The sequence below is a fragment of the Bordetella sp. genome, assembly GCF_057362025.1.
Map to the genome: position 1 here is coordinate 42,466 of NZ_JBMQQZ010000091.1, position 13,286 is coordinate 55,751.

General features: G+C 61.7%; 17 protein-coding genes and 1 tRNA gene. 9 read left to right on the plus strand and 9 right to left on the minus strand.

Going from position 1 to position 13,286, the window contains the following annotated elements; all coding sequences use genetic code 11:
• Nucleotides 1–37: 37 nt before the first annotated feature.
• Nucleotides 38–337, plus strand: coding sequence for a hypothetical protein (locus tag ACO1P8_RS19965; protein ID WP_486297621.1), 300 nt, complete (start codon nt 38–40; stop codon nt 335–337).
• Nucleotides 338–359: 22 nt separating this feature from the next.
• Here the strand turns inward: ACO1P8_RS19965 and ACO1P8_RS19970 are convergent, their stop codons facing one another.
• Nucleotides 360–698 carry a hypothetical protein gene (locus tag ACO1P8_RS19970; protein ID WP_486297622.1) on the minus strand — a complete coding sequence of 113 codons (339 nt, stop codon included), beginning with the start codon at nt 696–698 and terminating at the stop codon, nt 360–362.
• 380 nt (nt 699–1,078) lie between these two features.
• Here ACO1P8_RS19970 and ACO1P8_RS19975 point away from each other — a divergent pair, with 380 nt between their 5' ends.
• Nucleotides 1,079–1,282: a cold-shock protein gene (locus tag ACO1P8_RS19975; RefSeq protein WP_094842734.1), complete on the plus strand. Its 204-nt coding sequence runs from the start codon at nt 1,079–1,081 to the stop codon at nt 1,280–1,282.
• Between the two features lie 109 nt (nt 1,283–1,391).
• On the opposite strand, the gene ACO1P8_RS19980 is transcribed toward ACO1P8_RS19975, so the two are convergent.
• Nucleotides 1,392–1,916 carry a VirK family protein gene (locus ACO1P8_RS19980; RefSeq protein WP_486297623.1) on the minus strand — a complete coding sequence of 175 codons (525 nt, stop codon included), beginning with the start codon at nt 1,914–1,916 and terminating at the stop codon, nt 1,392–1,394.
• Nucleotides 1,917–2,081: 165 nt separating this feature from the next.
• On the opposite strand from ACO1P8_RS19980, the gene ACO1P8_RS19985 reads away from it, so the two are divergent.
• On the plus strand, nt 2,082–2,486 hold the full coding sequence (locus ACO1P8_RS19985) for a DUF3597 domain-containing protein (RefSeq protein WP_486297624.1): 405 nt from the start codon (nt 2,082–2,084) through the stop codon (nt 2,484–2,486).
• 121 nt (nt 2,487–2,607) lie between these two features.
• Here ACO1P8_RS19985 and ACO1P8_RS19990 read toward each other — a convergent pair whose 3' ends face one another.
• The 4 genes from ACO1P8_RS19990 to egtD all read right to left on the minus strand — a co-directional run bounded on the left by ACO1P8_RS19990 (nt 2,608) and on the right by egtD (nt 5,889).
• Entirely contained in the window at nt 2,608–2,922 is a 315-nt protein-coding gene (locus ACO1P8_RS19990; RefSeq protein ID WP_486297625.1) for a TM2 domain-containing protein, read from the minus strand.
• A gap of 280 nt (nt 2,923–3,202) precedes the next feature.
• A tRNA-Met gene (locus ACO1P8_RS19995) sits at nt 3,203–3,279 on the minus strand.
• A gap of 258 nt (nt 3,280–3,537) precedes the next feature.
• The gene (gene egtB, locus ACO1P8_RS20000) at nt 3,538–4,803 is read right to left on the minus strand and encodes an ergothioneine biosynthesis protein EgtB (RefSeq protein ID WP_486297654.1); all 1,266 of its coding nucleotides are present in this window, start codon (nt 4,801–4,803) and stop codon (nt 3,538–3,540) included.
• 69 nt (nt 4,804–4,872) lie between these two features.
• On the minus strand, nt 4,873–5,889 hold the full coding sequence (gene egtD / locus ACO1P8_RS20005) for an L-histidine N(alpha)-methyltransferase (protein ID WP_486297626.1): 1,017 nt from the start codon (nt 5,887–5,889) through the stop codon (nt 4,873–4,875).
• A 221-nt stretch (nt 5,890–6,110) separates the two neighbouring features.
• Here egtD and ACO1P8_RS20010 point away from each other — a divergent pair, with 221 nt between their 5' ends.
• From ACO1P8_RS20010 to ACO1P8_RS20025, 4 genes are all read left to right on the plus strand, one after another.
• The gene (locus ACO1P8_RS20010; RefSeq protein ID WP_486297627.1) at nt 6,111–6,449 is read left to right on the plus strand and encodes an ElaB/YgaM/YqjD family protein; all 339 of its coding nucleotides are present in this window, start codon (nt 6,111–6,113) and stop codon (nt 6,447–6,449) included.
• Between the two features lie 36 nt (nt 6,450–6,485).
• Nucleotides 6,486–7,010, plus strand: coding sequence for a hypothetical protein (locus ACO1P8_RS20015; RefSeq protein WP_486297628.1), 525 nt, complete (start codon nt 6,486–6,488; stop codon nt 7,008–7,010).
• Between the two features lie 16 nt (nt 7,011–7,026).
• Nucleotides 7,027–7,338 carry a hypothetical protein gene (locus tag ACO1P8_RS20020; protein ID WP_486297629.1) on the plus strand — a complete coding sequence of 104 codons (312 nt, stop codon included), beginning with the start codon at nt 7,027–7,029 and terminating at the stop codon, nt 7,336–7,338.
• Between the two features lie 89 nt (nt 7,339–7,427).
• Nucleotides 7,428–8,888, plus strand: a complete 1,461-nt coding sequence (locus tag ACO1P8_RS20025) for a phospholipase D-like domain-containing protein (RefSeq protein ID WP_486297630.1) — start codon at nt 7,428–7,430, stop codon at nt 8,886–8,888.
• A 63-nt stretch (nt 8,889–8,951) separates the two neighbouring features.
• Here ACO1P8_RS20025 and ACO1P8_RS20030 read toward each other — a convergent pair whose 3' ends face one another.
• Nucleotides 8,952–9,320, minus strand: a complete 369-nt coding sequence (locus ACO1P8_RS20030) for a hypothetical protein (protein ID WP_486297631.1) — start codon at nt 9,318–9,320, stop codon at nt 8,952–8,954.
• A gap of 165 nt (nt 9,321–9,485) precedes the next feature.
• On the opposite strand from ACO1P8_RS20030, the gene ACO1P8_RS20035 reads away from it, so the two are divergent.
• On the plus strand, nt 9,486–9,818 hold the full coding sequence (locus ACO1P8_RS20035) for a hypothetical protein (RefSeq protein WP_486297632.1): 333 nt from the start codon (nt 9,486–9,488) through the stop codon (nt 9,816–9,818).
• A 64-nt stretch (nt 9,819–9,882) separates the two neighbouring features.
• Here the strand turns inward: ACO1P8_RS20035 and ACO1P8_RS20040 are convergent, their stop codons facing one another.
• Nucleotides 9,883–11,361, minus strand: coding sequence for an RNA polymerase factor sigma-54 (locus ACO1P8_RS20040; protein ID WP_486297633.1), 1,479 nt, complete (start codon nt 11,359–11,361; stop codon nt 9,883–9,885).
• A gap of 284 nt (nt 11,362–11,645) precedes the next feature.
• On the opposite strand from ACO1P8_RS20040, the gene ACO1P8_RS20045 reads away from it, so the two are divergent.
• Nucleotides 11,646–12,098 (plus strand): PRC-barrel domain-containing protein, encoded by a 453-nt coding sequence (locus ACO1P8_RS20045; RefSeq protein ID WP_486297634.1) that lies wholly within the window; start codon nt 11,646–11,648, stop codon nt 12,096–12,098.
• A gap of 19 nt (nt 12,099–12,117) precedes the next feature.
• Here ACO1P8_RS20045 and ACO1P8_RS20050 read toward each other — a convergent pair whose 3' ends face one another.
• On the minus strand, nt 12,118–13,134 hold the full coding sequence (locus ACO1P8_RS20050) for a sigma-54 interaction domain-containing protein (RefSeq protein WP_486297635.1): 1,017 nt from the start codon (nt 13,132–13,134) through the stop codon (nt 12,118–12,120).
• Between the last annotated feature and the right edge of the window lie 152 nt (nt 13,135–13,286).

The window sequence follows — 13,286 nt, forward strand, 5'->3', positions numbered from 1 at the left end:
TTTCTTTATCGCTTGAATGTTGAACCTGGAGAAAAATATGAGCGCCATGATGTGCCTTCCCTGCCAGAGCATTGCCCTTGCCAGGCCCGGTCTGCAGGCCCACCAGAACCTTGTGCACGAAGGCTTCGTGCGGCCTACCGAAAAGCGCCGCGAAAATCACCGCGAGGACCGTTTCCGCTGCTCATGCTGCCATACCCAGTGGGTACGCGAAACCGATCGGTGGGGCATGGATCTCGGGTTCAGGCTGGCCCCTGTACAGGGAGGCGCGCGTCCGCAATATGCGGCGCCGGAAAATACTCCGCGCGCGGGCGTGAGGGTTTATCAGGTACCCGCGTGAGCCCCGCCAGTTTGTATTGAACTTAATGCAATTCAGTATCGTGGCGCGCCGGATCGTAGCCCAAAAGCTGCAGGGCCGTTTCGTACGCGGCCGGGCTGGCGCACAGGAAAACGGCGATGTCTCCCGGATTGATATTGTCCAGCACATCGCCGATTTGCTCGGCGGCCGAGATCGGGTCGCTGACGGCGGTGGCGTGAATTTGTCCCCCGGCTTCGACCTCGGCGGCCGGTACGATATCGGCAATCGCGTCCAGATCAGGGGGGCTCACGACGACATAGCTGCGTATGAACTCGCCATCCAGGGTGGTTCGCAAGGCAATTCCGGATGTCAGGTCGGCGGTGCGGGCGCTGATAATGCTCATGGTTACCTTCTTTCGCTTGGGTGCCGTGTGGTCCTGGCCCCTGATGACGAATATATGGGATATTCGTTGTGGCATTGGAACACGAATGCCCAGCCAGTCCGAATCGTTCCCGCCTTCACAATGTTCATGTGCAACGCGGCGTAAGGCACTGCGGGAGTTATGCGCGACGATGTAGCAATTCGTTTCAACTGGCGCTGCCTAGGGTAGAAAATGTTTTTGACTTAAATGAACGTCACGTTCATAGTGTCGTGGAGAATTCAAGCAGCGCGATCTTTGTACAGTTCAGGGTTCTTTCCGGTCTCCGTTATTGTTCTTGGCCCTAGCTTGAATATTCTCGTGTCCCGGGCTTTAGGCCCATTGTAAATGCAAGGAAAATCGGTATGGAAACCGGCGTCGTCAAGTGGTTCAACTCTGAAAAAGGTTATGGCTTTATCACCCCCGAGTCGGGCGGTAAGGACCTGTTCGCGCACTTCTCCGAAATCCAAGGCAGCGGCTTCCGCTCCCTGGAAGAAAACCAGCGTGTGACGTTTGTCGTCGCCAACGGTCCCAAGGGCCCGCAAGCAACGAAGATCACGCCGGCGTAATGCCTCTGGCATGAATACGGTGCAAAAAGCCCCACTTCGGTGGGGCTTTTTGTTGCACGGCACCGACGCTGGCGCGCATCCATCCGGACGGCGGCGAGCGCCGCGTCGCTCAGCGTGGCGGCGCGCGATCGGCGACGAATCGGATGCCGCGCGTGAAGCGGCATTCGTATTGGCCGCTGGGCGTCGCTGCGCCGCCCGGCCCAGCTTGCCTGGCGAAGCGGACGATGACCTTGCCGTCGGCCATGGCGCGATAGCGTATGTATTCGACAACAGGCCGATCCTCTGCGGCCAGGGTATGATGGGTATCGGCAAAGGCGACGTATTGTCCGCCTGGGATCAGGAAGCGGGTGATGCGCGAACCACCCTGCATCCTGGGCCCCGCGATGCCGCTGCCGTCCTTGGCGCAGTGCGCCAGATCGAGCAGAACGGTGACCGATTCGCCCGCCATCAAGGCCGCGACGAGGGAAGGGTAGCTCGCCAGCTCGTGCGCGCGCGCCGGTGCGCAGGCCAGCGCGGACAGGGCCGCACCGACAAGCGCGCGTACAAGCCAGGGGCGCCGCCGTGGCGGACAAGCGTACGCCATCCTGCGTACGGGCGCCTCCGTTGGCGGGGATAAGTAAATATCGATGCTCATGTCTGCTCCAAATGGCGCCCGCCGCCAACCCGGCGGGGCAACGTCCGGTTTGCCCTGTTTGAAGGGCCGCGGTCAGTGAGGCATCGGCCAGACTCGGTTCCGGGTTAAAAGTCGTGAACGCGTCATCCGCGCGTAGCGCAATGCCGAGCCTCAATGGGAGACATCATGAGCATCTTCAAATCCATACTGGCCAGGATCTTTCCAAGCAGCCATCCCGCCAATACCGAGGCGTCCTCGTCCCAGCCTGCTCCGACCGGCGAAGCGGCCACCACGTCCGCAGCTTCAGCTGCCACGCCGTCGACCGCCATGCCCGAAGTCGATGTCCGCGCCGTGCTCGTAGAGATGCAAAGCGGGAATCCGCAGAAGCTCAATTGGGATACATCGATCGTCGATCTGATGAAGCTGCTGGGGCTGGACAGCAGCCTCGCCGCGCGTAAAAGCCTGGCTTCCGAATTGGGTTACAGCGGCGACATGGAGGACTCCGCCTCCATGAACATCTGGTTGCACAAGCAGGTGATGGTCAAGCTGGCTGAAAACGGCGGCAAGGTGCCCGAGGAATTGAAGCACTGAGGCATAGCTGCGGCGCGTGCTTGAAAAGAAAAACACCCCGGGGCTTGGATCAAGGTCCTGCTTCCGGGGTGCCATTCACCGCTTGCGTTCACGGTCAGGTCACGACGGTCGCGTCGTGGATTCACTGAAGCGGAACATTCCCGTTGGATAGCGTGGCCGCCAGGAGCATGTTCTTGTTGCGGATCCAGCCGGGGATAAGGAATGCATCCACCAGGGTCCAGATACCGACCGCTATCAGAAGCACAAAGCCCACGCCGATAATGCTAAGGATAATGCCGAGGACCGTCAGCGCCAGCATCGCGATGGCGCTACCCGTCTTGCCGGCGTAGAACCTGTGCCCGCCGAGGCTCCCCAGGAACAGCCACAACAGATAGGCAACGCCCACGTTTTTCCGGTTGGCGTCATACATCATCGTTTGCATCGCAGAGGTGTTCACGTTGCTCTCCTGGTGGTCGCCGGGGCATCGCCGGATTCATAATGACATCATTGTACGATTTTGATACAAGGATGGCGAGATAGGGCCCCGCTGGGCACTATCGTGCAACGTCTGCCCGCACGACGAAGGAGAAGGTGCCTTTGCTTGCCTTCTAGGCAGTCCGAATCCGCCGGCCTGGGTAGCGTGACTGGCGTCGTCGGACATGGTCCATGGTCGGCCGATTGGGCAGCGACGCTCCGAATGAAAAAGCCCCCACTTGCGTGGAGGCCTTCGAATTCTTTGGTGGCGCATCCCTGATTCGAACAGGGGACCTGCGGATTATGATTCCGTCGCTCTAACCGGCTGAGCTAATGCGCCATATCCAGGTTCGGGTTCATCATCGATTGTCGTGTGACACACCGGATGCATCGCGTCCCAGGAAAGACCAAAATTCTAGCACGCTGCGTCGCATTTTGCCAAATCGAAACGGTACCTCCTGAAGCCTCCGCCCAGGGCGCCGCCCTTGTCTCCATTCTGGGTCGGGGCGCCCGGCTTTCGGTCGAATGGCGCGGCGCCCGGGAAGCGCGCGTCGCCAGGGCTGGTTCGCACCGGCCCTAAGCGCCAAGCGGACCGAGCTCAGGCATCGCAAGCCAGCCGGAGGCCGGAAAACTGCCACCGCGCGTCGGGCGGAAAGAAATTGCGGTACGTCGCCCGGATATGCGTGCGGGGTGTCGCGCAGGAGCCGCCACGCAGCACGTATTGGCTGCACATGAACTTGCCGTTGTATTCGCCGACGGCGCCGGCCGCCGCTGCGAAGCCGGGGTAGGGCTCGTAGGGACTGGCCGTCCATTCCCAGACATCGCCGTACATCTGCAACGGGGTCCGAGCGTTGCTTCCGGCGGCCACACGAGGATGCAAGGCGCCGGATTCCAGGAGATTTGCATGCGAATCGGGACGCATGTCGCGCGCCATCTGCTCCCATTCGGATTCTTTGGGCAAACGGGCGCCCGCCCACCGCGCATAGGCATCGGCTTCAAAGTAACTGATGTGCGTGACCGGGGCATTCGGATCGATCGTTTCCATGCCGTGCAATGTGAATGCGTGCCACGTGCCGTCGGTGTTTTCCCAATATAGCGGCGCTTCCCATCCATGGGTCCGCACGGCGTCCCAGCCTAATGAAAGCCAGAGCTCCGGACGCCGGTAGCCGCCATCGTCTATGAAAGCCCGGTACTCGCCCTGGGTCACGGGGCGCCGCGCCAGCCGGAAAGGCCGCAGCAATACCTGGTGGGCAGGGGTTTCGTTATCGAAGCAGAAGTCGTCGTCGTCGTGGCCTACCGAAACGATGCCGCCGGGATGGTCCAGCCATTCCTGCGGCGATGCCGCGACCACCGCGCGAGGGCGCGGCGTGTTGGCATAGGCCGGACGAAGGGCGTTGCACGACAGCAAATGCTTGACGTCCGTAAGGATCAGTTCCTGATGCTGCTGCTCATGATGCAGACCCAGGCGCACCAGTGCCTCGGCAGCGCTGTCGCCGCAGATGGCGGGGATAAGACGCGCCATCGCTGCGTCGACATGTGCGCGGTACGCAAGGATGTCCTGTAAAGGCGGCCTCGTCAGCAGGCCGCGCTGTGGGCGCGGATGCCTTTCGCCGATGGCGTTGTAGTAGGAATTGAACAGGAAGCCATAACGGGGGTGGAAAACGGCATAGTCCGCAAGCCGTGGTTGCAGCAGGAAGGTCTCGAAGAACCACGTCGTATGTGCCAGATGCCATTTCACCGGACTGGCGTCCGGCATGGACTGCGCCTGGCAGTCTTCCGCGCTAAGCGGGGCGGCCAGCACCAGGCTGGTCTCGCGTACGGTTTCGTAGTGGGCCAGCAAGGGGGCCAGTGGCGCGTCCGGCATGAGGGGACGGCTCGACGTGTGATGACTATCCATGGTCTTTATCTGCGTCTTGCATAGGGCTTGGGGTTCTTACGCTCGCGCACAGAACACCGCGAACCATTCGCGCTCGTCCGTCCAGTATCGGATCTGGCCGAATCCGGCGCGCGACAACATGGCCTTGAAGGCATGCGGACGGTACTTGTAGGAGTCCTCCGTATGGATTCTCTCGCCTTCCTTGAAGCTTCTTTCGCCTCCCGGCCACCGTACCTTGGTCGCGACACGCGCGCGCAGATGCATTTCCATGCGCGAGCGCGCTTCGTTGAAGGAGGCCAGATGCTGCCATTGCGCCAGATTGAAGTCAGAGCCGAGGATTTTGTTGACATGGCGCAGCATGTTCAGATTGAACGCGGCCGTCACGCCCACCGCGTCATCGTAGGCCGGTTCCAGTATCTCGCAAGCTTTGACCAGATCGACTCCGATGATCAACGCTCCATCGGCGCATTGCCGGCGTATGTTCGCCAGCAGGTCTGCCGCCTGTTCCGGGGGAAGGTTGCCGATGCTCGACCCAGGATAGAAGAAAGCGCGCCGCTCCCCGTGTACTTCGGCGGGCAGGCTGAGATCGTTGAAGAAATCCATGCCCAGCGCGGAGATCTCCAGGTCCGGATAATGATCCGCGATCCGCTTGACCGCGGCTTTCAGGTAGTCGACGGAGATGTCGATGGGAACATATTGAGCTGGCCGCAGATGGGCCAGCAGGCGTTCCGCTTTGGCGCAATCGCCGGCGCCCAGATCGATCAAGGTACGCACCGGGCCCGCATGGGTGACGATGTCGGCCGAATGCTTCGCGAATATCTCGTTCTCGCACCGCGTGGGATAGTACTCATCCAGAAGTGTAATAGCGGTGAACAGGCTGGATCCCAATTCATCGTAGAGGAACTTGGGGCTGATGTGAGCCTGCTCTTTTGTCAGGCCGTCCAGCAGCTCTTTTTTTACCGTATCGGTGGTTTCGACGTGCCGCTGGTGAAACCGCGGTTCGGGGGCGGGTGCCGCTGGCGCCACCGTTGGGATGGTGTCGACGGCGGAAGACGTATACGAGGGTACGCGCATGCGAAATCCTTGTGCAAAGGTGGCGGCGGCCAAACGGTTCGAGGGAGCAATCGCCGTTCCCGGCGGAGGTTTATAGGAATTTGGCCGGTTTGCCGGGCTGAAATAGCGCTTTACCCATCGTTGCGAAAGAAAAGGGCGTCCGCCATCGTCAAGCTCGACAATGGGCCATACGGTACGCCGTCCCCTTTGTCACCTGCAAGGGTTTTTTCCAAGGAGAGAACATGAACTCGAATTCCCATAGCGCAGAACTTCTGGCCGGCAAGGAAAAGGTGGCGACCAGCCTGCGGGAGCTGATGGCCGGTACCGAAGAACTGCTTCGTTCCACGGCGTCGTATACCGGCGAAGAAATCGAGCGGGCGCGCCAGCGCCTGAAGATTCAGCTGGAAAACGCGCGCAGCATGGCCGGCTCGTGGGAGAGCACGGCTGCGGAGCGCTATCGCTATGTCGCGGACGCCACGGACGAGTATGTTCACGAGAACGCCTGGAAATCGATCGGTATCGCCGCGGTGCTCGGCCTGCTGCTGGGTGCGTGCCTGTCGTCCAGCAACGACCGGCGCTGATGCGGCGGCCCGATGCATCGGCCGTGAGATGCCGCCATGCCTATGATTGTGGTCGCGCGATTTGACACCCTGCCGGACGCCGCCAGCGCGGCTCACGCGCTGGTCGGCGAGGGTTTTCGCGAAGACGCCGTATGCGTTTTTCGTGCCGGCGAACCGGGCGAACGCTGGTCCGGCCGGCGCGTGCGTGCCGCCATCGCGAGAACCGCGGCGCTGGGCGCGGCGGGTGCGGCGGTCGGCGTTGCGACGACAACCGTGATGGCCGTGCCGGATCCATATAGTGTCCTGATCGCGGCCGTTGGCGCGCTGGCCGGCTCGCTGGCCGCGGCCGTGGTAACGCATCTGGAGCGTCGCGGCGAATCGGACGGCGCCTTGCCGCCGCAGGCGGCCTTCGTGGCTGTCGTGACAGGGACCGGGCAGGAGGCCAAGGGTACGCAACTGCTGCACGACGCCGGTGGCCGCAGTATGGAGCGCCTCAGAGGAGGGCGGCAGATTCTGTCCGAACTGGTTAAAGGCCACGAGGGCATGGATAGTCCGTTCGGTAGACGCTTTCCCATTTCATGATGTTAAGGAGACCGTAATGAAAGCCGGACGTAGCGACGAACACGATAAGGCAGCGAGCGGCCAGGACAGTTCGCCCGATAATTCCCAGGACAAGAACAGGGAAGGGCCGGCACGCGTGTCGCACGAGTTGGACAAACAGCAGGAGTGGGACAAAGCGGCGCAGGACCGCGGTTTCCAGAAGGGCGACCAGGGCGGCTATAAGGGCGACTATGACCAGGGCAAGTATGAAACACGCGACTTCGGCTTTCCCCGCAAGGAAGACTCCGAACGCGGCGTCGGCAACCGGCAGGCCGAACCCTCCGCCACAAAAGGAGAGCGCGAAAGGTAGCCACAGGCAATCGTGCCATTAACCCGCGGTTGTCCCACGTCCACAAGAAGTAAAAGGCGGCCGCCCCTTCCTCCAGCCAAGAAGAAACAATGAAACGCTTATGGCGGGCCTGTTGGCTCGCGGCATTTGCCTGCCTGCTCGCGGCCTGTGCCACCGTGCCCGACGCTACGGATGGCACATTGCCGCGCAGCCAGATACGCATCGCAACCGATTCCGGCTGGCTGAGTTATCAACGCAGCCAGGATATTGTCAAGAAGCTCGATACGCCCGGTCAGCCGGCGTCCGGCCCACGCTTCAGCGCCGACGACATGGACTCCGCCACCGCGGGTTTCCTATTGCGTCACCTGCAAGTCGAAGAGGCCATCAGCGGAGCGCCTCTGGAGGCCGGCAATCGTGTCGATCTGTTCTCCGACGGCCCCACGACCTACCACGCCATGCTGGAGGCCATCCGGGGCGCTCGCCAGTATGTGCATATGGAAAGCTATATTTTCGACGACGACGACGCGGGACAGAAGTTTGCGGACGCACTGATCGCGAAGAGAAAACAGGGCGTCCCTGTCGCGCTCATGGTCGATGGCGTGGGGACCTTGCATACGCCGAAGGCTTTCTTCGACCGTCTGCGCGAGGAGGGGATACAGGTAGTGGTGTTCAATCCGGTGAACCCTGCCGAGGCACGCGCGGGATGGTCTCCGAATAACCGCGATCATCGGAAACTGTTGGTTGTCGATGGCAAGACGGGCTTTCTCGGCGGAATCAATATCAGTTCTGTATATGAGTCATCCGCATCGGGTGGGTCATCGGCATCGATCCTGCGCGGCAGCTCGTCGGATTCGGCCCAGCCCCCGGATCCCAAGGAGGCTCCATGGCGCGACACGCAGATCCGGGTGCAGGGTCCGGCCGTGGCCGAGATTGAACGGGTGATGCAGGAAGGCTGGCAGGCCCAGCACGGTCCGCCATTGGACCCAAGAGAGTTCTATCCGGTAAATCAGGGGATGGGAGATCTTTTCGTGCGCATCGTCGCCAATCGCCCGGGAGACCGCGACGGCTATACGCTGTATCTGACTTTCATGTCGGCCATACAAAGCGCGCAGCGATCGATACACATCACCATGGCGTACTTCGTGCCGGATCCTGCCTTCGTCCAGGCCTTGGCGGACGCGGCCAGGCGCAATGTGGACGTGGTGCTGGTGCTGCCGGGCTTCAGCGATTCTTCTCTCGTGTTCCATGCCGGCCGCTCGCATTACTCGGAGTTGCTGGAAGCAGGTGTGAAGATCTACGAGCGTCGCGACGCGTTTCTGCACGCGAAGACCGCGGTGATCGACGGAGTATGGTCCACCGTAGGCTCGAGCAATATGGACTGGCGTAGTTTCGCGCTGAACTATGAGTTGAACGCCGTCGTGATCGGACCGCGCTTCGCCCGGCAAATGGAAACCTTGTTTGACGAGGATGTAGCTCGGGGCCAGCGAATCGATGCCCAATACTGGTCGGACCGGGGCATCAAGGAAAGACTCATGGAGTCCTTTGGTCGGATGTTCGAGCGCTGGCTCTGATACGGCCCGTCTCCCGGGACCGGGAACAGCCGGCGCGTGCCGGCCGGTTCGCAATCAGAGGGGCTACTTTCCGTAGCGCGTTTTGGCATCGGCCATGCAGGCATCCTTGGCGTTGCCGGACAGGGTGTCGCATTTCGCCTTCGCGACGTCATATGCCGCTTCGCGCTTTTCCTTGGTTGCATCGTGTCGCGCTTCGGCCTGTTCCTTGGCTTGCTTCGCGTCGGCCTTGGCGCTATCGCGCGTGGCCTTGGCTTCTTTTTGGCAAACGTCTTTTTCGTCGCCCTTCATGCCATCGCATTTCTTCTGGTCGGCGCGATACTGCGCATCGATTTCCTTGTTGGTCATCGGCGCCTGGGTCTGAGCATGCGCGGTGAAAGTCACCGCCGGGATACTCAATGCGATGGCACTCAGAGAAAGTTTGATGATGCTCATGACGCTACTCCTCGTTGTCGTCTACAGGCCGATTGACCTGGCCCTCGACGGGCTGGTTCTTCGAGCAAGCTGCGTACCCGAGCGCAATATTCCCCAACCATGCGTCGATAGGCATAGCCCTTGCTGTGTGCGTAGTCCCAACTCGTCACACGAAAGGAGATCGGAATGAAGTTCAGTCGTCTCACCTCCATGTTGATTCTCGCCGCGGCTTGCGGGTCCGGTGCCGCGTTGGCGCAGCAGAATGCACCTACCACGCCTTCCACCACGCCGAACGACTCTACCGCCACGCCGCCAAGGAATGACAAGGTACCGCCGGGCACGCCTGCGCCCGCGCCGTATGCGAGCCATCCTGCCGGCACCGCGCCGGTTACGCGGGATAGTTCCGGCAGCGACCTGCGAAAGGAAAAGGAACCGCGCATGCCCTCGGATATGAAGAACACCAACGTCTCGCCAACGAAGGGCGGCGGCGCGCCTTATACGGATACGGGCAAGCGGTAAGGACCTTCGCCGCGCGGAATGACGAAGGGGCGCCGCGGCGCCCCTTTTCGATATGCCTTCGCGGTCAGTACTGCCGGCGCATGTCGGCGGGCGGGTACTTCAGCTGTCCACGGTACTTCGATACGGTGCGACGCGCCACCACCACGCCTTGCTGGCCGAGCAGTTGCGCAAGGTCGACATCGGATAGGGGCGTGGATGCATCTTCGCCGTCAATCATTTCCTTGATCAACGCCCGCACGGCGGCGGCCGAGCAGCTTCCCCCCGTGTCCGTATAAAGTTCGCGGGAGAAGAAGTGCTTGAATTCGAAAATGCCGCGTGGCGTGGCCATGTATTTATTGCTCGTCGCGCGGGATACGGTGGACTCGTGGATTTCCAATTCATCGGCGATCTCGCGCAGCATCAACGGACGCAGGGCGATCTCTCCGTACTCGAAGAACGTTTGCTGGCGCAGAACGATCGCTTCCGCCACGCGCTGTATGGTGCTGTAGCGTTGTTCGACGTTGCGGATCAGCCAGCGTGCTTCCTGCAGCTCTTGTGCCATCGGCGAACGGTCGCTATAGCGTGCATTGCGGAACAGATCGGCGTAGGCCCGATGCAGGCGTGCGCGGGGCATCGCCGCACGGTTGGGTGTGACGATCCATTGGTTGTTGAACTTCTGTACGACGACATCGGGCACCACATAGCTGGAATCGGCTTGTGAATAACGCAGTCCGGGGCGAGGGTCCAGGCGTCGTATCAGCGAGCACGCTTCGCGCATCGCGTCGTCGCTGCATTGGCACGCGCGGACCAGGCCGGAAAAATCGTGCTTGCCCAGGCGTTCCAGTTCGTGTTCGACGATGTGGATTGCCAGATCGCGCGCGGGCGTTGTCTCGTCCATCGCGACGAGTTGCAGCTTCAGGCATTCCGCGAGGTTGCGTGCCCCCAGGCCGGGCGTGTCGAGCTGCTGAACCAACTTAAGGGCGACCTCCCATTCCTCGGGCTCGGGTGGGGGATCGAATACCCCGTCCCCGGCGAGTTCGGTCAGGTCGGTTCGCAGATAGCCTTCTTCGTCCAGCCCCTCGATGATGTACTCGGCCATCAGGCGATCGCGTGGCGCCAGTCGGTAGCTGCACAGTTCGCTGCATAGCCGGTCGCGCAGGTCTTCGGTGCTGCGGGCCCACTGGCCGACGTCGCTGTCGCCATCGCCCGAAGCGCGGGCCGCGGGGTAATCGCCGGAATACTCCGATTGAATGTCCGGCAGCTCGGGTAGCTCGACCACGACTTCCGGCGGAGCTTCCGTCAGAGCGGGATTCTGCATATCGGACGCGCCGGCCAAATTTTCGTGGAGCGCCGTATCCGTGGCCGGCGTGCTCGCCACGCCGGAGTCGGCCGGTGCGTTATCGTCCTCGCCTTCCTCGAGGAACGGGTTTGTCGCAAGTGCTTGCTCGATTTCGCGGGTAAATTCCAGCGCGGACATCTGCAGCAGTTTTACCGACTGCTGGAGCCGCGGCGTCAGGCTGGTCTGCTGACGCGCCCTGAGTTCGTACGTGGCTTGATGTGCCAATTGCTGTCTCCGTCTGACTGCAGGGATGAAAACGCCCATCCCATTCAAGACAAACATAAGCAAGGTGCATGCCAATTTTCAGTCGACCCCGTGCGACCTGACGGACCCCTGGCAAGCCCGCGTATTTATTGGCTTTTCAAGGCACGCCGCATGCTGGCGTAGGGATAGGTGGATCGCTGGATGCCGCCAAGCCCCCGACTTTGCCGGACGGATTTACCAGCTCATGTAATAACTGCCAGACGCCTCCAGGATCGCGGCGGCGGCGTCATTCCCAGGAGGTCGATATGGAGCATGGCCGAGATACCGTCGAACCCGGGCACATTGCCGCCGCCGGCTCGCCGGCCGAGACGCGGATCGTCGGGTCGGCAAAGAAATCCGGCGCCGGCCCCGGGCCGGAAGTCATGGCGGCGGCCACGCTGGAGGGGAACGACGTCCTGAACCTGTCCGGCGAAAAGTTGGGCGTTTTGCAGGACATCATGATCGACGTCGGCAGCGGCCGCATCGCTTATGCCGTGCTGGCACGAGGCGGTGTCATGGGGATCGGCGACAAGCTGTTCGCGGTGCCGTGGAGCGCGTTGACGCTGGACACCGACCGCAAATGCTTTCTGCTGGATATCGACCTGGAGCGTCTGCGCAACGCCGCCGGCTTCGACAAGGACAATTGGCCGCGCATGGCTGACCCCGCCTGGGCTGCGGGGGTCCACGAGTACTATGGGCAGCCCCCGTATTGGTCGTGACTTTGCCGCGAGTCCGGGATTACCCGGAGTGCGAGGTCGCGGATCCGTCGTAGGTGCCAAGCCGGTTGTACAGCGTCTTAAGGCTGATACCCAGCGTGCGGGCGGTCAGGCGCTTGTCGCCCTGGTGATGAGCCAGTGTCGCCAGGATCAATTCCCTTTGTGCCTGCAGCAGCGAGGTTCCCACGGACATCTTCAACGTGCCATGGGCAACCTGCGCCTTGGACTGTCGCCGTGACAGCGCCGGCGCGGCGATCTCGACCACGTTATCGGCCAGAATGTAGGCGCGATGGATAGTATTCTTCAATTCCCTGACGTTTCCCGGCCAGTCGTATGCCAGCAGGGCGTCGGATGCACGCTTGGAGAAGACTTTGTTGGTTCCCTCGGCCGCGTTGAAGCTGTCCAGGAAACGCTGTGCCAGGTAAGGCACGTCTTCCAGCCTTTCCCGCAGGGGCGGCACGCGCAGCGGCACCACGGCCAGCCGGTAGAGCAGGTCCTCGCGGAAGCGGCCCTCGTTGACGGCCGTGTATGGGTCCCGGTTGGTGGCGGCCACGATGCGGACGTTTACCCGAACCGGGTGGAGTCCGCCGACGCGATGAAAAGTGCCGGTTTCCAGGACGCGCAGCAGTTGTACCTGCATGTCCAGCGGCATCTCCGTGACTTCGTCCAGGAACAGGGTGCCGCCGCTGGCATGCTCGAAGTAGCCGATGTTCTGGGCGATGGCGCCGGTGAAGCTGCCTTTTTCGTGGCCGAACAGCTCGGCTTCGATCAAGGTCGCGGGGATCGCGCCGCAATTGACGGGGACGAAAGGCTGGTCGGCGCGCTCGCTGCCGCCGTGGATGGCCCGGGCCACGAGCTCCTTGCCTGTACCGCTCTCGCCCACGATCAGCACGCTGGCGTCGGTGCCGGCCACTTTGTCTATCTGCTCAGCCAATCGGCGCATGGCTTCGCACTTCCCCATAGAGGACGGCTTCGGAAACGCGGTCGGATCGAGGCGGCCGTTGGCGCGGGACGCCCCCGTGGCGTTGGGTATTCCCATTTTCGGGCTTGCTCTTTTGGCGGTAGGGCGCCTGGAATCGGCGTTCGCAATATTGTTGGGCTGCATATCTCGTGATCCTACTTTTCCAGAATACGCGTCGTTGCAAGCACTTGAAAGTAGATGAAAATCTTAGCTAACTGTACGAATTGATT